Source organism: Aequitasia blattaphilus (assembly GCF_024721305.1).
GTDB lineage: Bacteria > Bacillota > Clostridia > Lachnospirales > Lachnospiraceae > Aequitasia > Aequitasia blattaphila.
Genome location: NZ_JAMXOD010000021.1, coordinates 1 through 22,426 on the forward strand (window position 1 = coordinate 1; position 22,426 = coordinate 22,426).

The 22,426-nt window shown below is 38.0% G+C and carries 21 protein-coding genes and 2 tRNA genes; 6 read left to right on the forward strand and 17 right to left on the reverse strand.

Features of this window, described 5'->3' with window-relative positions:
- Window positions 1-229: 229 nt before the first annotated feature.
- The 3 genes from NHH15_RS12585 to NHH15_RS12595 form a co-directional block, all read right to left on the reverse strand.
- Window positions 230-319, reverse strand: a tRNA-Ser gene (locus NHH15_RS12585).
- Window positions 320-457: 138 nt separating this feature from the next.
- Window positions 458-973: a hypothetical protein gene (locus NHH15_RS12590; RefSeq protein WP_262067006.1), complete on the reverse strand. Its 516-nt coding sequence runs from the start codon at window positions 971-973 to the stop codon at window positions 458-460.
- A gap of 2 nt (window positions 974-975) precedes the next feature.
- Window positions 976-1,464, reverse strand: a complete 489-nt coding sequence (locus NHH15_RS12595; RefSeq protein WP_262067007.1) for a hypothetical protein — start codon at window positions 1,462-1,464, stop codon at window positions 976-978.
- Between the two features lie 222 nt (window positions 1,465-1,686).
- Here NHH15_RS12595 and NHH15_RS12600 point away from each other — a divergent pair, with 222 nt between their 5' ends.
- A complete protein-coding gene (locus tag NHH15_RS12600) occupies window positions 1,687-2,718 on the forward strand; it encodes a 3-deoxy-7-phosphoheptulonate synthase (protein ID WP_262067008.1) in 1,032 nt (343 codons plus the stop codon).
- Between the two features lie 42 nt (window positions 2,719-2,760).
- Here NHH15_RS12600 and NHH15_RS12605 read toward each other — a convergent pair whose 3' ends face one another.
- From NHH15_RS12605 to NHH15_RS12650, 10 genes are all read right to left on the reverse strand, one after another.
- Window positions 2,761-3,144, reverse strand: coding sequence for a hypothetical protein (locus NHH15_RS12605; RefSeq protein ID WP_262067009.1), 384 nt, complete (start codon window positions 3,142-3,144; stop codon window positions 2,761-2,763).
- A gap of 110 nt (window positions 3,145-3,254) precedes the next feature.
- The gene (locus NHH15_RS12610; protein WP_262067010.1) at window positions 3,255-5,258 is read right to left on the reverse strand and encodes a beta-galactosidase; all 2,004 of its coding nucleotides are present in this window, start codon (window positions 5,256-5,258) and stop codon (window positions 3,255-3,257) included.
- A complete protein-coding gene (locus tag NHH15_RS12615) occupies window positions 5,224-6,258 on the reverse strand; it encodes a LacI family DNA-binding transcriptional regulator (protein ID WP_262067011.1) in 1,035 nt (344 codons plus the stop codon). The genes NHH15_RS12610 and NHH15_RS12615 overlap by 35 nt, the downstream gene beginning before the upstream one ends.
- A gap of 25 nt (window positions 6,259-6,283) precedes the next feature.
- On the reverse strand, window positions 6,284-7,090 hold the full coding sequence (locus tag NHH15_RS12620) for a carbohydrate ABC transporter permease (protein ID WP_262067012.1): 807 nt from the start codon (window positions 7,088-7,090) through the stop codon (window positions 6,284-6,286).
- The gene (locus tag NHH15_RS12625) at window positions 7,083-7,976 is read right to left on the reverse strand and encodes a carbohydrate ABC transporter permease (RefSeq protein ID WP_262067013.1); all 894 of its coding nucleotides are present in this window, start codon (window positions 7,974-7,976) and stop codon (window positions 7,083-7,085) included. Before NHH15_RS12625 ends, NHH15_RS12620 begins: the two co-directional genes overlap by 8 nt.
- 10 nt (window positions 7,977-7,986) lie before the next feature.
- Entirely contained in the window at window positions 7,987-9,285 is a 1,299-nt protein-coding gene (locus tag NHH15_RS12630; RefSeq protein WP_262067014.1) for an ABC transporter substrate-binding protein, read from the reverse strand.
- A gap of 208 nt (window positions 9,286-9,493) precedes the next feature.
- Window positions 9,494-10,141, reverse strand: coding sequence for a DUF998 domain-containing protein (locus NHH15_RS12635; RefSeq protein ID WP_262067015.1), 648 nt, complete (start codon window positions 10,139-10,141; stop codon window positions 9,494-9,496).
- Window positions 10,138-10,755 (reverse strand): TetR/AcrR family transcriptional regulator, encoded by a 618-nt coding sequence (locus NHH15_RS12640; protein WP_262067016.1) that lies wholly within the window; start codon window positions 10,753-10,755, stop codon window positions 10,138-10,140. Before NHH15_RS12640 ends, NHH15_RS12635 begins: the two co-directional genes overlap by 4 nt.
- Window positions 10,756-11,167: 412 nt before the next feature.
- Window positions 11,168-12,049 carry a DUF6414 family protein gene (locus NHH15_RS12645; RefSeq protein ID WP_262067017.1) on the reverse strand — a complete coding sequence of 294 codons (882 nt, stop codon included), beginning with the start codon at window positions 12,047-12,049 and terminating at the stop codon, window positions 11,168-11,170.
- A 73-nt stretch (window positions 12,050-12,122) separates the two neighbouring features.
- Window positions 12,123-14,960 carry a DNA methyltransferase gene (locus NHH15_RS12650; protein ID WP_262067018.1) on the reverse strand — a complete coding sequence of 946 codons (2,838 nt, stop codon included), beginning with the start codon at window positions 14,958-14,960 and terminating at the stop codon, window positions 12,123-12,125.
- Window positions 14,961-15,660: 700 nt separating this feature from the next.
- Between NHH15_RS12650 and NHH15_RS12655 the strand changes: the two genes are divergently transcribed.
- The 5 genes from NHH15_RS12655 to NHH15_RS12675 all read left to right on the forward strand — a co-directional run bounded on the left by NHH15_RS12655 (window position 15,661) and on the right by NHH15_RS12675 (window position 20,100).
- The gene (locus tag NHH15_RS12655; RefSeq protein WP_262067019.1) at window positions 15,661-15,906 is read left to right on the forward strand and encodes a hypothetical protein; all 246 of its coding nucleotides are present in this window, start codon (window positions 15,661-15,663) and stop codon (window positions 15,904-15,906) included.
- A 124-nt stretch (window positions 15,907-16,030) separates the two neighbouring features.
- Window positions 16,031-16,354, forward strand: a complete 324-nt coding sequence (locus NHH15_RS12660) for a hypothetical protein (RefSeq protein ID WP_262067020.1) — start codon at window positions 16,031-16,033, stop codon at window positions 16,352-16,354.
- Window positions 16,355-16,530: 176 nt separating this feature from the next.
- The gene (locus NHH15_RS12665; protein ID WP_262067021.1) at window positions 16,531-17,505 is read left to right on the forward strand and encodes a viral replication protein; all 975 of its coding nucleotides are present in this window, start codon (window positions 16,531-16,533) and stop codon (window positions 17,503-17,505) included.
- Window positions 17,480-18,766 carry an FtsK/SpoIIIE domain-containing protein gene (locus NHH15_RS12670; RefSeq protein WP_262067022.1) on the forward strand — a complete coding sequence of 429 codons (1,287 nt, stop codon included), beginning with the start codon at window positions 17,480-17,482 and terminating at the stop codon, window positions 18,764-18,766. Before NHH15_RS12665 ends, NHH15_RS12670 begins: the two co-directional genes overlap by 26 nt.
- Before the next feature lie 35 nt (window positions 18,767-18,801).
- Window positions 18,802-20,100, forward strand: coding sequence for a tyrosine-type recombinase/integrase (locus NHH15_RS12675; protein ID WP_262067023.1), 1,299 nt, complete (start codon window positions 18,802-18,804; stop codon window positions 20,098-20,100).
- Window positions 20,101-20,196: 96 nt separating this feature from the next.
- Here the strand turns inward: NHH15_RS12675 and NHH15_RS12680 are convergent.
- The 4 genes from NHH15_RS12680 to tsaD form a co-directional block, all read right to left on the reverse strand.
- A tRNA-Ser gene (locus NHH15_RS12680) sits at window positions 20,197-20,282 on the reverse strand.
- Window positions 20,283-20,364: 82 nt separating this feature from the next.
- Complete coding sequence (locus tag NHH15_RS12685; protein ID WP_262067024.1) at window positions 20,365-20,649, reverse strand: putative quinol monooxygenase; 285 nt, start codon at window positions 20,647-20,649, stop codon at window positions 20,365-20,367.
- Window positions 20,650-20,680: 31 nt separating this feature from the next.
- Entirely contained in the window at window positions 20,681-21,391 is a 711-nt protein-coding gene (ispD, locus tag NHH15_RS12690) for a 2-C-methyl-D-erythritol 4-phosphate cytidylyltransferase (RefSeq protein WP_262067025.1), read from the reverse strand.
- 2 nt (window positions 21,392-21,393) lie between these two features.
- A complete protein-coding gene (gene tsaD, locus NHH15_RS12695; protein WP_262067049.1) occupies window positions 21,394-22,416 on the reverse strand; it encodes a tRNA (adenosine(37)-N6)-threonylcarbamoyltransferase complex transferase subunit TsaD in 1,023 nt (340 codons plus the stop codon).
- Window positions 22,417-22,426 lie beyond the last annotated feature (10 nt).

The following is a 22,426-nucleotide window of genomic DNA, read 5'->3' on the forward strand; positions in this document are numbered from 1 at the left end:
TATTTAAGGTCTTTCAGGGTTGTTGTCTATTGTTTAATTATCAAGGTTCTGTTGTTCTTTTTTGCTGTTTACTCGTTCGAGTCAGCTCAACCATAATATCATCCTCTTCGTTTAATTGTCAAGGGATTTTTTGAAATATTTTTAGGAATTTTTCAACTTCCTTTTCGCATACTAGATATGCCTGTTTTTTCATCCTCTAAACACTAAATTTAGATTTCAATATTACGAACGGAGAAGGAGGGATTTGAACCCTCGCGCCGCTATTAACGACCTACTCCCTTTCCAGGGGAGCCCCTTCGGCCAGCTTGGGTACTTCTCCAAAGTCCATGAATTAATATACACGATTGTTAGGTGCTTGTCCAGTACTTTTTTGAAATACTCTCTTCCTACATATATACACCTTCCTATCTTCACAAAAAAAGACCTTCCAGCAACATGTCTCGAAGGTCTTCTCAATCTAAATCGCAACTTTATTACTAGATTCATTTTTACTCTCAGATTCTTCCCGGCTCTCACCTAGTTGATTTATCACACTGTTCAAAATTTTCTCCGCCTCTCTCTGGAGATTTTGAATCGTGGCGAGATTAAGCTTTTGAATTTTCTTTGCCTCTGCCTGAGCTTCACTGATGATTTTTTCTCTTCTGCGCATTGCTTGAGCAATAATCTCCTCTGCTTCACGCTTTTTCCTTTGCTCTAGTCCTTTATTAACGTTAATATAATCCTCAGCAGCTTTTTGTGCGGCCTCTAAAACCCCATTAACCTTTACAGAGAATTCAGCTAAATTACCGGATTCTTTCCAATGTTTTCTCAGCTTCTCCATTTCCATGTCTTTCTCCAGGATTTCAGCTTCTGATTCTTTCACCTTCTTTTCCAGTTGCATGTTTTCTTTTCTTAACTTATGATTTTCTTCTTCAACAGCTCTGATAATATCCAGAAGTTCTTCTTTCCCTTTATCTTTTAGACTGAAACTCATAATTACTCATCCTCTTCCTTTGACTCCTCTGTATCACCTTTATAATCCTTCTTGAAATCTGTCAGCAAACGATCCACCTCGGATTGTAAAGTGCTAAGCACAGTATGACTGGAAGCCTTAATTTGACTTGCTTCTTGCTTCGCACTTGTCAGCAATGTATCCACTCTATTCTGTGCATTCGCAATCAGCTCCTCTGCTTCTTTCTCTTTTTGAGTTTTTACCTTTTTAATACTTTCTAAATATATATCTGCTGCTTGTTGTGTTGATTCCAGCACCTTGTTAATCTTGATTGCATAATCTGCAAGACTTCCTGCTTCTTCCCACTTTTTTTCATCATTTTTTATTTCGTTTTCTAACTGCGCTATTTTCTTTTCATATACAGCAATTCTCTCAACAAAACTTTGGTTTTCTTCCTGTAAATCTACAACTCTTTGAAGAAGTTCTTTCTTACCTTCTCTCTTTAACTCATCATAATTTAATACCTCGCCCATAGGTATTCCCTCCACCTTCATATCTTTTTTGACATTTTTGACATTCTTCTCTTTTCTACGTTATAACACGCAAAAAGTAGCCACGTCAAATTAAGAAAGGCTAAATATTATTAACTCTATTTTATAATTATGTTTACCTTTTTTGATTCATAAAATGAAGTGTGTTAGAATGTAACAAGATTTAAACACAAGTAACATCTTAAAAGAAAGAAGGTAAAATAAATGGGCATAAAATCCAATAAGGAGCTCCCACAACCTACAGTTTTGAAGGAAGCATTCCCTTTGTCTCAAACAGAACAAACAATTATCCGCACACGAATCCAGGAAATAAAAGATGTTTTTACTGGTAAATCCAAGAAATTCATCGTTGTGATTGGCCCTTGTTCTGCAGACAACGAAGATTCTGTCTGCGAATACGTCGCCCGCTTAGCAAGAGTAAACGAAAAGGTCAAAGACAAACTTGTTTTGATTCCACGTGTTTATACCAATAAGCCTCGAACCAATGGTTCTGGTTACAAAGGAATGTTACATCAGCCAGATCCAGAGAAAGCTCCTGACTTATACGAAGGAATTATCGCCATACGAAAAATGCATTTACGTACTATCAAAGAAAGCGGTCTTCCTGCTGCTGACGAAATGCTCTATCCTGAAAACCGTCCTTATCTGGATGATTTATTAGTTTACGAAGCTGTTGGCGCTCGCTCTGTCGAAAATCAACAGCACCGCTTAACTGCCAGTGGTATGGACATCCCAGTTGGTATGAAGAATCCAACCAGCGGTGACTATACCGTAATGCTTAACTCAATCACAGCAGCTCAGCACGGTCATCGTTTCATTTATCGTGGATATGATGTTACAACCGACGGCAACCCTTATGCACATGCAATCTTACGTGGTGCAGTTAATAAGTACGGAGTGAGTGTACCAAACTACCATTATGAGGATTTGATGCGATTACTGAGTCAATATACCGAAAAGGACTACCAATACCCGGCTGCCATCATTGATGCCAACCATTACAATTCGAACAAACAGTTCAAGGAACAAATCCGTATCGTCAGCGAGGTACTTCATAGCCGTAATTATAACCCCGATTTGCAGAATCTAATCAAGGGCGTGATGATTGAGAGCTACCTCAGTGAAGGTTCACAGCCTATCAGCAGCAATTGTGTCTATGGAAAATCCATTACCGATCCTTGCCTTGGCTGGGAAGATACAGAGAGACTACTTTATGAAATTGCAGAACGTTGTTAAAAAAAGCCTGGTGTTTTTCACCAGACTTTTTTTCATATAAGCTTATGTTCTTGTTATCTTTTTCTTGCCACAAATCGGACATGTCACCTCTATCTTCCCCTTTTTCCGAGGAACTCTGATGGTTTTATGACACTGTCTGCAGCGAAAGAATTTATACTGTTTTCGTTGAATCCACCGATTTCGGACTCCACTCACCATTCTTAAATAGCCTTGATTTTCTGTATAACGCTTTGAAATGTTTTTAGAAAATATACGAAAGAATACGTATCCCATCCCAAAAATGGTAATCAAATAAAGCAAATTACTTCTGGTTAATATTGACAATACATAAAACACCATTGCAAGTGCCATGCTTGCTTTTGACAAGGCGTCCGTTCCATTTCGACCCATCATGAATTGTTGCAGTTTATATGTCAGTTTATTCAAAATACCACCTCACACTTTCTAATATTCAGAATAGTATTTTGAGAGTCGTAAGTCAATCCATTTAACCATAAGTTCATGTTATTTTCATTCTTTTATCACAATTCCAAACATTACCTCTTGATAACCACCGTTTCATACCCTTTGATTTCCGTTATGCTTTCACCTAAAAGAAGTTCCCCCTCAAGTTTTAACCGGCTAATATCCTGCTCTTCTTTACTGTAATTCTGCACAAATACGTATTCAGTACCTTCTTTCACACGAGAATCTACCGTAATTTCTTCCGGGATTTTTCCATCCACCAATCTCTTTATCTTCTTTTCTTCTATAATATAATCGAATAAATCATCATAAAAGTTTTCTGCAACATCAGCCGCAACATAATATGCTTGTCCTTGTCCGTAATCATTTCGAGTTACAGCCGCCTCACCTTGATAGAAGTCGTCCTGGTAGTTCATGAGAATCTCCGCACTTCCTACCTCCACTAACTCGCACAAACGCTTGCATTGATATGTTTTCTTGAAGATTCCGCCATTTATTGGTTGAAACCAATTTTCTTCCCAATCGTAAAGGCCATCAATCTCCTTTCGCCGCACCCCCAGTACATCCGTTAACATATGAGGCCCATCTCCTAAATAGCACAAGTCATCCTCATCAACCACGCCTGACCAATAGGTTTGGAGAATGGTACCTCCATTTTTGACATACTCTTCGATCTGTATGGCAAAGTGTTCCCGAAGCAAATAGAGCATCGGGAGCACCACCAGCGAATACCCGGTGATGTCTCGGGAGCTACTGATAATATCTACATTTAAACCTTTCCCCTTTAATGAACGGTAAATTTTAAGAAGCAGCTCCATATAACCCATACCTTGATTCCGCGGTCCTTTTGCATCCTCAATAGCCCACCTATTTTCCACATCGTAAACAAGGGCCACCTGGGCCACTGTTGTTCCCATGCTAACTTGGCTAATATTCTCCAAATCTTGTCCAATCTTACAGACTTCCTTAAATACTCTCGTGTCATCTCTGCCAGAGTGATCAATGACCGCTCCATGAAATTTCTCAAAGCTCCCTCTGCTTTGACGCATTTGAAAATATAACACGCTATCAGCACCATGACCGATGCCTTGGAGGGATGCTGCCTCTAATAGTCCTGGTTTTTTTAACTTACTTACACTTTGCCAGTTGGTGCTTGTCGGACAGGATTCCATCAGCAGGAAGGGTTTATTTTTTAAGCTACGCATGTAATCATGCCAAAAGCCCGTATCGATTGCAACCTCAACATCTTCTCTTTTATGCCATAATGGGTAACTATCCCAGGAAACCATATCAATAGACTTGGCTAATTCATCATAGTTTACATCTGTAAAGCTATACATTAAATTTGTTGTCGTTGGAAGTGTACTGCCTCCTTTTTTTATTCCACGTATTTCATGTTCCATAAAGTCTTTCGTCTGACTTGTGACAAAACGGCGCCAGTTAAGGTTCAAACCGTGCAGACCCATTTCACCAATTGAAGATGGACTTTCAATCTGGTCAAAGTCTTGATACCTGTGACTCCAAAAAGTCGTACACCATTGTTCATTCAATTTTTCGATCGACTGATACCGCTCTTTCAGCCAAGTACGAAAAGCATTCTGGCACAATTCACAGTGGCACTCACCCCCATATTCATTCGATATATGCCACATTTTAACTGCCGGATGCTGACCAAACTGTCTGCTCAAGGCTTCATTAATAGCTTCCACCTTTTCCCGATAAATTGGTGAAGTATAACAGTGATTGTGGCGTCCGCCAAACAAACTACGTCTTCTGTCCTCACCAACCCGCAGTACTTCCGGATATTTATCTGCCAGCCATTTAGGCCGCGCTCCCGAGGGCGTCGCTAAAATAACCCTAATTTCTTCTTGGTGCAAGGTGTTCATAATATTTTCCAGCCACCCAAAATCATAGTGTCCCTCCTCAGGTTCTAACACCGACCAGGAAAAAACACCTAGTGTCACTGTATTAATTTTCGCTTTTTTAAAAAGCTCCAAGTCTTTCTTTAGTATCTCTGGATGCTCTAACCATTGTTCCGGGTTATAATCGCCTCCATGTAGGAACTTTCTCTTCATCATTATCCTCTTTTCTACTCTTTTTATTGGACTTTCTTAAAATTACTTCATAGCCTAACTTTGTCCTTTTATTAACCGGCTTGTTATTGATAAGGTTAAACAACAGCTTCGCCGCCTCTAAGCCCAGCTCATTAGGATCATAGCGTAAGGAGAAGACACTAGTGCCATCAAATACCTCATCACCTGTATCATAAAGAGTGGCTACCGCCACCTGGGTTTCCTCCACCTCTCGCAGCTCCTTAAGAACACGGCTGCAAATATAATCATCCATACAAACAATACAATCTGCACCTTTACGAATCATCTGTTTCACCCCTTGATGAATCGCTATATCCGTCAAAGCATCCAAATAGATAATCGTATCATCCACCTGTTTTCCAGCAGCCTTTACACCATCCAGGAAACCTTCATACCTGTCCAGGGTCACTTGATGATTTCTATGTCCGCCGATAAGCCCAACCTTCTTCATCCCAACCATGTATAAGTAGGATGTCAGTTCTTTGCTTCCACTACGATTATCCGAATCAATTTGATAGACATCTTTATCCTCCACACTGCCTACCACTATGTAAGGAATGTCTTTCTTTTTCAAAAAGCGAATCCCCCGATCATCTACCAGTGCTCTGGTAAGAATAATTCCATCTACCTTCTTATCTTTTATCAGACGTTCTAAAGGCTGTATTTTGTCATTATCGATACCTACAACCAGGACATTATATTCAACCGATTGAGCAAAATCACATGCTCCCAGGAGACATCTCTGAAAAAAAGGCAGGTGAATGGCATCCGAAAAAGTAGGAATCGCAACACCGATATTATAGGTTTTCCGTTTCGCCTTTGGTGATTTTAAAAGCTCACTTTCGGGTTCATGACTTTCAATATAATCATATACCCGCCTTTTCGTCGCTTCACCAATTCTTCCTTTTCCTGACAATGCACGTGATACCGTGCTCTTGGATAGCCCTAAGGCCTCTGCAATTGTTACAATCGTCATCGCCATACACTTAACCTCTCTCAATACATTTCTATTTTACGGAGCCAGTAATTCCTTCTGCAAAACTCTTCTGCAAAACAAAGAAAACAATAATCGTAGGAATTGTACAAAGCAGAACTCCCAGCATAAGCGAACCGTAATCCGTCGTATAACCAGCGGTTAAATTCGCAATCAACATTGGCATTGTCATACTACTGTCATCAGACATAATAACTTTTGGCCAAAGGTAATTATTCCAAGCATTCATAAAGGTAATAACCATCGCTGCTGCGTAAGTTGAGCGCATCGTTGGAATAAACATTTTGAAAAAAATGCCAATTTCATTTAAGCCATCAATCCTGGCTGCTTCAATAATATCATGAGGAAATGACCGTGCGCTTTGACGAAACATCATAATCAAAAACGGCGTGGAAATCGATGGCAGAATAAATCCTAAGGTTGTATTTAATAAGCTGGCATTAGAAAACATCCGAAACAAAGGAATCATCGTTGCTGCAAACGGCACCATCATGGCCAAGAGGATAATTGACATTACAAAATCCTTACCTTTGTCATGATAAATTTCGAATCCGTACCCTGCAAGGGAACATATCACTAGGGATATTATCGTCAATACCACTGCATACTTAAAGGAGTTTAGCATGGATGACACCACCGGTTGAGCTGCCATCAGCGTTTTTAAATTCTCCATAAGATATCCACCCGGGACCAAAGTTCCTCTCAGTACATCTGCACTTTTATTTGTGGCAGCAATCAACATCCAAAAAAGCGGGAAAACCGATACTGCCGAGGCTATTATTAAAAATATATATTGAAATGAATTTCTGAGCTTAGTCACGCTTATCACCTACCTTCATTTGTACTAACGCCAGTAACGCAACTAAAACCAAGATTAAAAAGGACATTGCTGCTGCGTAACCAAAATTTGGTACATATTTAAATGAGACATTGTAGATATAGTGGGACATGGTAATGGTTGCATTGGCCGGTCCCCCACTCGTTAAATTCATCGATTCATCAAAGAGCTGAAGGGTTCCATTTGTAGACATAATTGCCGTCAGCAGAATCATTGGCTTTAATAAGGGGATTGTAATGCTCCAGAATCTTTGGAAAGCCGTAGCCCCATCAATCATTGCCGCTTCATATACGGAATACTCAATATTCTGAAGTCCCGATAAATAAAACACCATATTGTATCCCGTCCAGCGCCACAAAAGGGCGATAATTATAATAACCTTGGCGCTGGTAGGGTTCCCTAAAAAGTTATAACCTGTATTTAAAATTCCTAATTTAATCAGAACCGTATTGACAAATCCATCCACTGCGAAGAGAGAACGGAAGATAATCGCATAGGATACAAGGGAAGTAGCACAGGGCAAAAAGATAGCCGTTCTAAAAAATCCTTTAAACTTAAGATCCTTCTTATTCAAAACCGAAGCCAAAATCAGCGCTGTCACCAACATAATCGGTACTTGAAGAATAAGATAGAAAAATGTGTTTTTTATCGACTGAATAAACACTCCATCCTTAAACATTCTTACATAATTACTTAGACCTACAAAGCTCAGTGCCGTGCCTTTTCCCGACTGAAAAGAAAGAATCATTGCCTGCACCATTGGCACAAAGCTCATGGCAACTATAAGAAGTGCTGCCGGAACAATAAAGGTCCATCCTGTCAAGTTATGACGCTTTGCTATTGACATTTTTCTCTTCATTTTTCTCATCTCCTCAGACCTATTGCATGTTGAATTCAACTGTTTCTTGGGCGGTCTTTAACTCAGTACTAATATCCGCACCGGCAATAATATTGGTAATTGCCGTTCCCACTGCATCTCTTGCCTCATAGAAGTATACGCCATTAATTGTGTCAGGAACCTCGCTAGCATACTCCACTATTTTTGTATATACTTCCTCACCACCAAAGAAATCATTGGTCTGAGCATACTTTTCACTATCTGCTGCCGGTTGATACGTCGCAATTGCACCGGTGCTTAAAATGTTGTCATAAAGCTCTACACTGCCTCCAAAGGTACTACCCAAGAAATCTGCTGCCAGCTCTGGATTCTTGCTGCCCTTTGTAACAGCCCAGCTCGAGCCACCTTGATTTGCATAATTCGTTGCGCTGCTTGTACCATCTAGTTTTGGCATATTTGTAATTTTCCATTTTCCTGCCTGATTTTCAGCCGTCTGAATAGATGCCATAATCCAGCAGCCGTTAATCGTACCTGCAACTGTTTCGTTATTTAAACTACCAATATACTGATCCCAATCATTCACTTCTATTAACACACCACTTTTAACAAGTTCAATATAGGTTTCGACTACCTCTTTCAAAATTTCGTTATCTGCAATCAGGGCATTTCCTTCTTCGTCAAAGAATCCGCCGCCGGCTGAACGAAGCATCATAGCCAAAACATCAGTTTCACCTGCAAGACAAGAAAGTAGTGGCTTTCCTGTTTTTTCTAAAACCACTTTCCCTTGCTGGATGTACTGATCCCAAGTAATATCCTCAAACTCTGCCGTTGTAAACCCTGCTTGCTCCAAAATATCTTCACGATAGCAGGCAATTACCGCACCATTGTCAAAAGGGACACCATAGTTCGCGCCATCAACAATAGATGCACTGACTTTTCCTTCAGCGAATTGCGAAAAGTCGATTGCTGTATCGGTCAAATCAACAAACGCATCCGAATAACTTATCACATTTTTTTGGAAGGCATCATCTTGCATTAAAACTATATCTGGCAAAGTATCAATTTGATTAGAGCTTGCCGCTGTCGTCAGCTTGGTTTGCAAATCTTCCCAGGGAGTCTCTACCACCTCTAGTTGAAACTCCGGATTATCCTTTTGGTATATCTTTTCTGCTTCTTGAATTGCATTTATATTAAAAGCCGGATCCCAACACCACACAGTTAAGGTATTTTCATCTCCACTGCTTTCTGTACTCTCTTTTTCACTCTTATTTCCACAACCTGTCAAAAGGGCAAAAGCCATACTGGCAACTAATAAACCACTGATTATTCTTTTCTTCATATCGTTAATCCTCCATTTACATTTTCAGGTAACTCATACCAACTGCGCAATTGGTTGTTCAATATTATAATAGCAGACAGAGAATCTAGTGACTATTGACAATACACCTAGGCTTTTTATTCAATTTTTATGGATTTTATTGTGTGAAACTCCCAAAATCCCATTTCAAACTGCGCAACTGCGCAATCTTATCGGTAATGTGGTCATACTATATAATCCTGACATCCCCATCTACTTTAAAACCATTAAACAAGTAAACTCCTAAAACTGCTGCAAATCCCATTCCAGCAAACACACTGAAACGTTCTGGAATTCCAAAATAGTCAGAGCGAACCAGGTTCACCCCAATCGCTCCCGCCAACATCATTGTTAAGGTAAGTGCTGCCCATATTCCTAAAGACGGATACCTCTTTTTATCGAAGCTCCCAATCATAATAACAATCATCGAAGCAACTGAGAGCAATACCACCAAAACCGTCACGACAATGTGCATAATATCCTGAAAGGATCTCCCCTCCATACCACCCTCGGCAAGAGGGAACATGGAATAACCTACGGTTGACACCCATTGCATTGCAGCAAACAAATATATTCCTACTCGAATCCTTCGATTCAGCTTATCTCGTATGAATACGCACACGGACATGACAGATACCATGACACATGTACCACACAGGCTCGTCAACTGATTCCACAATAGCAACGAGGGTGCGTTCATTGCAAACAAATCACTCACCGCCTGCGCTTTCCAATCATACCCCGGATATGCAAGGGGACTGAGTACAACACCTGCAGTGTACGAAAGCAGTCCCACCACACCCAATAATCCCAACCAATTTATTAACGTTTTCTTCATAATTCACCACCATACATTTTACTAAATTGCCGAATGTGCCCTTCTATAAGCTGCACCGCCTCTTCCTCACGCTTTGCATCTCGATCACAGAGAGTAAGCATGAGGTAAATCGGCGCATAAAAATGCAACGCCATGATATCGGGAACGCCTCCTTCTAAATTACCCTTTGTCAATAATAAAGAAAACAATGTTGTCTGATAGGATAACGGCTCGTCTACATACTGTTTTGTGTAAATCTCTGCCAATTCCCAATGATGAAATTGCTCAAGAGTCAGCAGTTTGCGAAACTTTCTCACTTTATCATCATGTAACATATATAAAAACAATTCTCTCCCCATTTTCAAAAGTTCATCTTCGGAAATAGCAGAGAACACTCCCACATCTTTGTCCGCGTTCACGCCATCTAACTGCAGCTCCGTTGCCTGCTTATTATAGTCTTGTGTTAGAATTTCTAATATCCCATTAAAAATATCTTGCTTGCTCTTGAAATGCTTGTACAGTGATGGCGGCTTTATTCCCACCGCTTCTGCTATGTCACCAACATATACAGCACTGTATCCTTTTTCTGAAAAAAGAGTAAGTGCTTCATCCAGTATCCTCTGCTTAGTTGTCATCCCTCAACCTCCTTTGGCTAATTTGAATTAGCCACTCAAGCATAAGCTAATTCAAATCAGCTGTCAAGATATAGAATCCTCCTCTATATTTTTTCAAAAGAATATGTGGCGTAACATGACAGCTGCTACAAAGCAAAAAGAAACGCACAAAAAAGGAAATGCATGAACTTCTGCATTTCCTTTTTCTTAAAGCGGAGAGGGTGGGATTCGAACGAAAGCCCTACTCTGAAACACTGATAGAAAGGGGACTTCCGAACGTCACTTAATGGTTTGTTCTCAAATTTGTTCTCAAAATACTCCTCATATATCTAAATATTCCTAAAGGTGTCCATAAGTACTGATAGTCTGGCTCTTCTGAACATCATTCACCGGTCTTATCAAAAATGACTTTTCTCTACGAATTGTTGCATCTTTATTCGTAGTAAATGGCTACAGGATGAACTACATATAATTTATCCGGATGATCTAATAACACTTTTAGAATTGCGTTCATCTGCTTATTAACACTTGCAAAGACGGAGACGCCATTATTTTTATCGTCTTCTAAGATATTCGTTATATATCCTAGAATTTTGGCTTCACCACTATACTTAAACGCCATCATTTCAATTTCATCTCTGCAATACTTATCATCCATAACTACAAGCAAGTCATTAATGCACATCATCCTCTTATACGGTAATATGGACATTAATGCTTTAATTATATCCCCGACATCTGTATACTCTTTTCTCATCTCTTCAACTTGCTGATTTATTAGATTCTTTATCTCATTACTTTTGCCACGTTTTTGCTCTCTATTCAAATTCTCGTCTGCTTCAGCCTCAAGTTTATTTCTTAATTCTTCCTCTTTAGTTTTTAGGAAATAATTGACAAAATCCCCATCGCAAAACACTTTTTTATAATACTCTAAGTCCAAAATAAAAAATTCATCTTTTATTTCAATAAAACCTCCAACATTTCTAGTTTCCTCAGAAAGCAGGTTGTTGTTTTTTAAATATTCTACCAACTCCTCGAAAGCATTATCATGTACTATTTTCGTTTGTACATCTCGGATTAAATCAACATTTTCAATATCCTTTAATTGTTCATAACTATATTTTAATTTGCCATCTAACCCTTTTCCTAAAACTTTCGCAGATAGCTGACCTTCCGCACCAATATTGTGTGTTGAACTCGTTTCTTTCTTTTCTTGAGAGCCGACTTCTTTTTCTGTTTGTTTAATTAAGCCATCATTTAGTTGAGCAATATACGAATTCAGTACCTCTGTATCTAAATAAATAAACCTCTTCATAGTTATTCTCCTTGTTTTATTTTTGTTTTTCTAACAAAATGTACCTAAAGGTTCCCATTCTTTTTTAGTGGTTTTATTCTCCCACCTTATTTTTATACATCTCAAATAAAATTTGTACACACTTTTCTTCATTCACTCTTTCTTCTCCCGATAAAGGCATGTTGTAAGCTTGCATTACTAATTTGTCATTTAATCGATGTGCCTCTCGAAGTTCTTTAGGCATCAAAACCTCATTATACAAATCAGCAGGCGTACTATCTGGATATAAAGATCTAGCCTTCAAAATCATTTGACCGGATTTTTTAATCCCCTCTTTCTGCTCTTCTGACACCTCTGGCCAAGGGAAGTTATTATAGACAATATCTTTTGAATATCTGTATCTCATTTCTAAGCGTCCTGCCACTGCTCTCATCCACGACATATGAACATTCGATATCAAAATACCAAACTCGTATAATGTAGCATTTTCAATAATGGTTGCAGCATTTGTTGGAATAGTGTCTGAGCCAAAAAAACCAAACGGAATATATCTTCTATTTTCTGATGAGGTTAGCGGTATTAACATATATGAATTAGGATTTCTTGTTTCTCTAAATAAATGTGGTGTGTCAGCAAGTTTTCGTCTATCTGCCGCACCTTTTAATCTATCCTCACGACAAGCCGATACTCTTTTTAATACTTCTGGCATACTTCTAATTTGTGTAGGAGAAACATTAACCAACCATAAGCAATACCTTTTTTTGTTGTTAATATACTCGTCTGCTCCTACAAGACGCTTTATATACTTTTTGGAATCCGGTTCTTTTTTTATAAACTCTTCATATTCATCATTCTCAATAATTAAATGACCGCCGTCTGCCGGTCGATTACCCGTTGTCATTTTTAGCGAAGGATATAATGGTTTACTCCTTGATTCCAGAAAAATCACCGGTGCATTTAGCAAATATGGATTAATTATTGTAGCTGGTTTCGGAATAGTATCTCCATCGTAAATATATTTATTGCTTCGTCCTTCAGAACTAAAACCAATAATCACACAATGTACCGCTGCCTTCTTCTTTGCTTCACTAGTCCAGATAAAACTACGATAACAGAAATCAATGCTAATACCAAATCGTTCAAACAACGGTTTCCATACAGGTGTTACCTGGTCTCCTTGTGTAATTGAATTTGTTGAAACAAACGCACAGTGTATTTGTGTAGCATTGATATATTCACTGGCTTTAAAGTACCACGCTGAAACATAGTCAATTTTACCTGCACGTCTGTATGGTTTTCCATCTCTATCTGCATAGATTGTCAGCATATCCTTTGCTTGTTCTTCATCCTGATTGGAATATCCCAAAAATGGAGGGTTACCCATTATGTATCTCATCTGAGATTTTTGTACTACATTGTTCCAATCCATACGTAATGAATTGCCTGTCACAATATTGGCATATGACTTTAACGGAAGAAAATCTAATTTCATATACAATATCTCTTCTGTTTCTTTTAACATCTGTGCTTCTGCTATCCAAAGTGCTGTTTTTGCTACTGTTGAGGCAAAGTCATTAATTTCTATACCATAAAATTGAGCAATTGACACTTTTATTGGGTTACTACTTTCACTTTCCAAAGCTTCGTCAAAAAGCATTTTGACTTGTCCTTCTATGTCCTTATTTCCTTTTTTTACATTTAGGCGGATTGTTTCATTTTCCAAGCGTCTAATCTCCAAGTATGTTTCGGTCAGGAAGTTGCCTGACCCACATGCTGGATCAAGAAATGTTAAAGATGCTAACTTTTGTTGAAATCCTGCCAGTTTATTATTTCGTTTCGTGACTTCCCCAATTTGCCTTACCTTCTCTAACTCATCTTTTAAATCATTTAAAAATAACGGATCTATTACCTTGTGTATATTCTCGATAGAAGTATAGTGCATACCTCCACTTCTTCTCGTTTCTGGATTTAAAGTACTCTCAAACACAGCTCCAAAGATTGTGGGGCTTATTTTACTCCAATCAAAATCTCTACTTGCTTGGTTTAATAATGTTTCATAAATATCTTCTGTAAATTGTGGTATCTCTATCCTTTTATCTTCAAAGAGTCCGCCATTGACATATGGAAATTGTGCTAAATCTGCATTTAAATATGGATCCCTATCTTCCGGCTTCGTGTTTAACACTTCAAACAACTCAATTATTGCTTGACGTGCTATGTTGTAAGGATAATTTTTTAAATAATCATAGAACATATCACGGTTACCAAATAAGCCCGCATCCTCTGCATACATGCAAAACACTAATCTTACACACAATAAATTTAGTGAATGCAAAGATTCTGCGCTCGTTTTATCATGATATTGTTCTATCAATCCATCATACAATTTTCCAACAAGATCCCCTGCTTTTATCGATATCTCTTCTTCTTTCCTAATATTATCCTTTTTTTGATTTGTCAAGAAACTAAGACGATAATATTCCGTTGGTAAATTCTCTAGCAAAACAACCTCCGGTTCTCCTGATGGCTTATTCATATCATAAATATGAAATTCTTCGAAGTTTGACAATACAATCCATCTTGGACGTTCATCATACGTCATTTCACTTGAATAGCGTTTCGCTTGCTGAAAAGGCGTTAACGTAGATCCATCTGATTGTCTTATTGCCTTTCTCAAATCTTTCCCAATGCTTTTTTGTTCAACAACAACGTGTGTTTCATTAATTACACCGTCAATAAAACTGGTGTGATCTAATTTAACCTGTCTTTCAAAATCAATATATGCTTCTGGGCTAACAACTCCAAATACATTTCCAAGCAGTGAGAGCCAAAATGATTGACTCTCTCCTTTCTCATATCCTCTGCCTTTCCACGATTCGACAAACTTTTTAGCTTCTTTTTTTTGTTCTACCTCAGTCATCTGCTTATTCATTTGGTCTCCTCACAATACTTTTCATTACCATTTATAACATTCTATCATAATAGACATTGGAAAAATAGCATTGACTTCATGTAATCCTCCAACTTTTCTCATTTTAATATTCCCAGACTATTGATTTCATCTTATAATCTTGATATAGTAATAACAGAGATTGGGCACCGCCTGATAAAACAGGTTCACACCTGAAAAAGTCAAGAGAATGTCAATTGTGACATTAAAATCGGGAATTCCGAGCAATTAAAAGCAAACACTTAATTTAGTGCGTGCTTTTTTTCTGTACAATTCTAAAATACTTACTGATTTCCAGTGATTTTCCTGAAGAGATATGGTATCGCAATATAAAACCAACATGTATAGTAGGATCCTTAGTTTGATTTTTGAGAGGAGGCTGATCGTATGATTCAAGGGCTTGTTTATTCTAATATAATTCTTCGTAATATACCGAATTCTACGTTTATAATTTGTAACACTTTAATATCAGGCTCCTTCTATACATTTAATAGGTAATTACTTGCCCAAGGATAATGCTAATAACATTATCCCTACTAAAAAGAGGCTATGCAAAAGCAAAAAATCTATTCCTCCAGTAATTTTGGAAGTGAGACGATTAATTAGTTTGAACTTTAAAAACCAAGACGAATTTTATAGAGCTACAAATCTTGGTAAAACAACATATTATAAGATACTTAACATGAAAGGGCAGTCACTTGACTTGTCAACAATTATTTGTATTGGCATCGGATGTAATTTGTCCAAGGATGAATTATTCCAGCTGATTCGTCTTGGTCGTATCTGTATTGATCATCCAGATGATGAATATCAAAAAGACTACAAATATATAATTGAACATGTTTATGATGAAAATGAAAAAAACAAGCTATTCGTTATAAATGACTATTTGGTTTCAAGAGGTTATGACTGTATGTTTGATTGTTAATTGTACATAAATCAAAATTTGACCCATTTATAATAGTCCGCACCCGCGGACACTGTGAGACTTCTTTTCAGATAAGATAAGTATAAGAGTTGCAACTCAAATACTTAAAGAAAGGAGTAAATCCATGAAATTAACTGAATTAGTAATTGACAGTTCCAAGACAGTTGGTAAGAAACTGATACTCACTGAGGTCAGACCAGTATACGAATATAAAGATGGAACTCGTACCGACAATATAACAGGGTATCGCTACGAAGTAGTTTTAACTGAAAAAGCATTTGAAAAATTACAGATTAAAATTGATGGGAAAAATTCCATAACTATGGATGTAGGTACTTTTCCTGAGGTGACTTTTGAAAGTCTTGAACTCTATCTGTATTGGACTACAGAAGGATACAAGGTTGGCGCAAAAGCCTCTAATATCACTATTGTCCGCAATAATAAATAAGTCGGCGATTCTGTGACCATCCGGTCAACAGGTCGCCTGCCCCCATAGGAAGTACTACCCTATGGGGGCTACAATGTAGCAGTAGCAGTAAATTAATATACAGTATTCCTAATAAGACAGGAAATATAAACAACACTTAAGAACAATGTACTCTGCTTACAGAAAGGAGTTAATTAATGGCATCAAGTAATAACAATCCTCAATCCCGTAAATGGTTAATAACAATAAACAATCCCGAAAGGTATGCTCTTCTCCATGATGCTATCAAACTAATACTGGCATGCTTAACTATAGATTATTGGTGTATGGTTGATGAGATCGGTGAGTCTGGCACTTATCATACTCACATATACATTTACAGTCCCTCACCAATAAGATTCTCGACTTTGAAAAAGCATTTTCCAATTGCACATATAGACAAGTGCCATGGAACTGTAACCGAAGGGGTTTCCTATATTAAGAAGAATGATAAATGGGCTGGTACATTAAAAGCAGATACAACTGTCGAAGGGACTTTTGAAGAGTATGGAACCATTCCTCAACCGGGAGAGGAAACTTCTCCACGGATGGCTACTCTATTGCAAGATATATACGCTGGAAAAAGTACTGCGGAAATTATTAATGACACACCTTCCTTCGCACTTAGAGCAAAAGGAATTGATGAGCTTCGTGAAACCTTTCGCTCAGAAAAATACGCAAATGAACTTCGCACCGTGGACGTTACATATATATATGGAGACACAGGTTCTGGAAAAACCCACTATATCTATGAAACATATCCACTTAAAGAAATTTGCCGTATTACAAACTACGCTAAAGATCAAACTAAATTCGATGCATATAATGGACATGATGTTCTCGTATTTGAAGGATTCGAGGGTCAAATCCCCATTAATGAGATGTTATCAATATTGGACATCTATCCACTATCATTACCTGCCAGATACCGTGACCGTGTTGCTTGTTACACAAAAGTCTATATTCTCTCAACTTTACCTATAGATGATTTGTACAAAGATATACAATACGACTCATCAAGGACATGGGAAGCGTTCATGCGTCGCTTTAATACTATATTACATTTTGACACTACAGGAAAAATCAATGTTTTAAAGGAGAAAAAAGATGGAAATACCAAAACAAAATCTTAATCACAGAACAAAAATTAAGCGTTTAGTTGTTACCTTCAAAAATGGATGTCTTTCTATTCGAAACAATAGAAATAAGCAAATTATTATTTGTGCTTATCTATTTGTCTTCATTCTATTTTGGCTAAACCGCGGTTCTCTATACACAAGCGACTACTTTCCGGAACTCGCCTATTCTTTCTCTTCACTAGTCGTTAATCTCTTTGGAACCTTCGGGATAATACTTATAATTTGCTTACTTGGACACCCTTTTAAAACCCACCAAATACAAACAGCACTGTTAAGAGCAGGGTTTACGAATAGTGCAGGTGAGTCTCCAATACTTATGCAGCTAATTGAAGAAGGCTCTATTATCACATATGTCTTTGAAAGCTGTGGTATTCCCTATGATATTTGGGTAACTAAACAACTTGACATTGAAAATGCTCTTAATATTGTTATTGCCTCTATTACAATGGGAAAAAATCAAAAGACAATTATAATCAAAGCCGTTGATGGTACATATTCCTATCCTGCTAAAATAGAATTGAGAACTGAAAACATCCCAGTTGATGAAGCTGAACTTGCCCTTGGCGAGTATGCAATAGGACAGCTAGTATTGTCTCTTAACTTATATCCTCATATTTTAATCGGCGGTTCTACCGGATCCGGTAAAACCGTGTTACTTAAAAGCCTAATTCTCCAATGTTGTTACAAAGGACATCGTGTTCTAATTACCGATTTTAAGGGTGGAATAGATTATTTACACCACTCTTGGCATAACGTAACTTTAGTGATGGATAAGCATACTTTACTTGAATCGCTAGAAGGATTGATAGATGACCTGGAGAGACGAAAGGTGTTATTACGAAGCACTCACAGCGCCAACATCAATGAATATAATAAAAAGGTGGGCAAACAAGAGCAGATGAAGCGAATCATCCTTGTATTTGATGAAGCTGCTGAGGTTTTTGACAAAACTGGACTTACTAAAGAAGAAAAGGTTTTTGTTGAAAGAATCGAAAATAGGTTATCAAGCTTAGCAAGATTGGGAAGAGCCTTCGGAATACACTTGATTTTATCAACACAGAGACCTGATGCTGATGTGCTAAAAGGACAAATCAAAAATAATCTCGACTATCGGATTTGCGGGCGTAGTGATAATGTTCTATCCCAAATCATTTTGGACAAAACTGACGCTGCTGACAGGGTGCCAAAGGATAAACAAGGCATGTTCCTTAATCAAGACGATGTTCTTTTTAAATCTTATTATATTGGCGAATAAGTAAATAATGACATTTTAAGGAAAGGAGTCCACCTATGCATGACGATAGTATTATAAAACTGAATATTGATGCAGCATTATCTTCAGATATAATACTATCGTCAGCCTTAGAATATGATATAATATCTGAAAGTGACGTTTGGAATATCATATTTATGAACAAACGAAGGAAAGTAATTGTCGAACATGGCTACAAAATTTGGCAAGGTAACGGTAAAGATAATCGTTGGTTTACCTATGTCCAAGACGAAAAAGGTAGTGATAATCGAAGAAAGGTGGCTAAACGCACAGAAAAAGAACTTTATAACTATCTTTATGATTTCTACTTTGGAGATGATGCCATAAATGATTTGTCACTCATAAACTTATTTCCAATCTGGATTTTGTATAAATACAAAACCGCCAATAGAAGCACAACTGTATATCGTATTGAAAAAGATTGGAATAAATATTATCTTAATGAGCCGGAATCAATGAAACTCATTTCCACACCACTTGATAAGCTTACCCGTGGCGAAATAAAGGAATGGGCTTGTGTCTTAGTCAAGAAGTATAATATGACACGAAAGACCTACTCTAACATGAGTACCATTATAAGGCAGATATACGATTATCTAATTGACCGAGACATCCTTGAAAAAAATGTTTGTTCTCTTGTAAGGATTGAATCTTCTTTATTTAAGAAAGCAAGAAAACAAAAGGCGGAGACACAAATATTTTTCAAAGATGAAGTTCAAACCATTCTAAACCTATGTCGGAGATTAGCACACGAAAAGCAAGATAAAAGTTATTTTGCTATATCATTATTCTTTTTGACCGGAATGAGGATAGGCGAATGTTTAGGATTGTCTCATAGTGATTTTGATGTAGATGATTCAAGTATTTATGTCCATAACGCTTTTGTATTGGAAAGAGAGCGATTTGAAGATGGCACATGGAGCGAAAGACATTATGAAGTTCAGGAGTGCTTAAAACACAATGTAGATGCCAGAGATATTATTGTAGGAAAAGATTGTTTTGATATTCAGCGTGAAATCAAAAGGATTCAATTTAAAAAAGGAATCCATGACGATTTATTATTTCATGTTAAAACCCCATCAAATATTGCATGCAAACTAGAGAATATTTGTGAGGACTTAAAAATATTAAAACGCTCGCCACATAAAGGAAGAAAAACCTATATTTCCAATCTTTTAAACAATGGTGTTGACCCCGATTTTGTAAGAATACAAGCCGGGCATCAAGATTTGGAAACAACCTTTTCATCCTATGCTTACAGCACTACAAAGAAAGAAGAACAGATAAATCAGATTGAAAACATATATGCAAGTTAGTTTGTTCTCAAAAAAAGCTTATTTGTTCTCAAATTTAGAGCAAACCAAAAACGAGGAAACACCGATAAACACTGGTGTTTCCCCATTTTACACAACCGGAGAGGGTGGGATTCGAACCCACGCGCCCTCTCGGACAAACGGTTTTCAAGACCGCCTCGTTATGACCACTTCGATACCTCTCCGTATGTTTCACGTCGTTTTACGACTTTCATATAATAGCATACACGAGGTAATTCAGTCAACACTATTTTGAAATTTTTGTCATTAAATCACCTGAATATATGAATCAATGACCGGGGCTGATCCACAGAGGCTCACAAGCTGCGGTACAAGCCTTGTAAAATGCTCGGAATTCGAATGAACATCTAATGCATCTTTACTCTCCCATCCTTCCAGAACTACAAAGCTTCCTTCTTCACCGGCTTTTGCAAGCACATACTGGGCACATCCATCTTCTTTCCTTGTTGCCTCAACTAATTCTTCAAATAAAGGCATTGCATTTGTAACCTCTTCTGGTTTAACCTCAAATTTCGCTACCACTCGTATCATAATTCTTCCTTTCCTAAGCCAGCGGCTTATTTTACCTGTTTTTTAAAAATGCTTCTCCTATGATTAAATCTTCCGGCGTCGTAATCTTGATATTCCTATAGGAACCCTCTACCAACTTCACCGGAACATTTTCCATACGCTCTACCACCATTGCATCATCCGTTATACCTTCAACTTCTTGTGCCAATATTTTTTGATAAGCATTGTAAACCAATTCAAACTCAAAGACTTGAGGCGTCTGTATAATCCACACACTTTCACGATTCGGTGTATCTTTTATGTAGTTATTCTCATCACTTATTTTAACAGTATCCTTCGAAGGCACACCCACTACACAGGCTTTATCTTGCATCACACAAGTAAGCGCCCTTCCTATCATTGCAGTATCCACAAAGGGTCTTGCACTGTCATGGATAAAAACATAGCCTTGCATATCCCCCAAAACCTCTCTACAAGCTTTCAACCCTTCAAAAACCGACTCATATCTTTCATTTCCACCAGACACAATGCGACTCACTTTTGTATAAGAGTACTTTTCCACTATTTCCTTTTTAATAAAGCTCTTCTGCTCCTCTTTTGCAACAATAACAACCTCATCAATTGCAAGAGAATTCTCAAACGTATCCAAACTATGGCAAAGAATCGGTTTATCTCCCAGCATTAAAAATTGCTTTTCCCTACTCTCTTTCATTCTTCTGCCACTTCCCGCCGCTAAAAGAACTCCAATTGTTTTAACATTCATCACTAACGCTCTCCTAATCTCAAATTGGGAACCGCATTTAAATCCCATCCACTTCTTCTTCCATTTATATATTCATAGTAGGCCGCTACTCCAATCATCGCAGCATTATCTGTACAATAAACCGGAGAAGGATAGTACAGTTTCATTCCAGCTTCCTCACAAGCACGCTTCATCTCATCCCGCAGCAAACTATTTGATGCCACCCCGCCAGCTACAGCTATAGAATCCATATGAAAGTCCTTTGCACCCCTAAGAGCATGTTCTACCAAAACATCCACAACCGCCTTTTGAAAAGATGCTGCCACGTCTGGAACCAGGATTTCTTCCTGCTTCATCTGCTGCTGGTTAATATAATTCAGCACTGCTGATTTCACACCACTAAAACTAAAATCATACGGCGCATTTTCCACCTTGGCTCTTGGGAACTGGATTGCATGAGGATTCCCTGTCTTCGCCACCTTATCAATCTTTGGTCCACCAGGATACCCAAGACCAATCGCTCTTGCTACCTTGTCAAAGGCTTCTCCTGCCGCATCATCCCTGGTTTTTCCAATGATTTCATAGGAACCATAGTCCTTTACTTTCACCAAATGGGTGTGCCCTCCAGAAACCACCAATGAGAAAAACGGCGGTTCCAGTTCTTTATGTTCAATAAAGTTTGCCGCAATATGTCCTTCGATATGATGCACCCCTACCAGTGGCTTATTTAATGCAAAGGCCAAAGCCTTTGCCTCTGCAACACCTACAAGCAGCGCACCCACTAATCCAGGCCCGTATGTCACACCAATTGCATCAATATCCGCAAAGGTTGTGTTGCTTTCCTTTAGTGCTTCCTGTATCACCTGATTGATTCTTTCAATGTGCTTTCTGGAGGCGATTTCCGGAACAACCCCTCCATATAACGTATGCAAATCAATCTGAGAAGATATGACATTTGAAAGTACTTCCCTTCCATTTCGAACAACCGCTGCCGCCGTTTCATCACAGGAGCTTTCAATTGCCAGTATCAAAACATCTTTTTCCATTTTATTCATC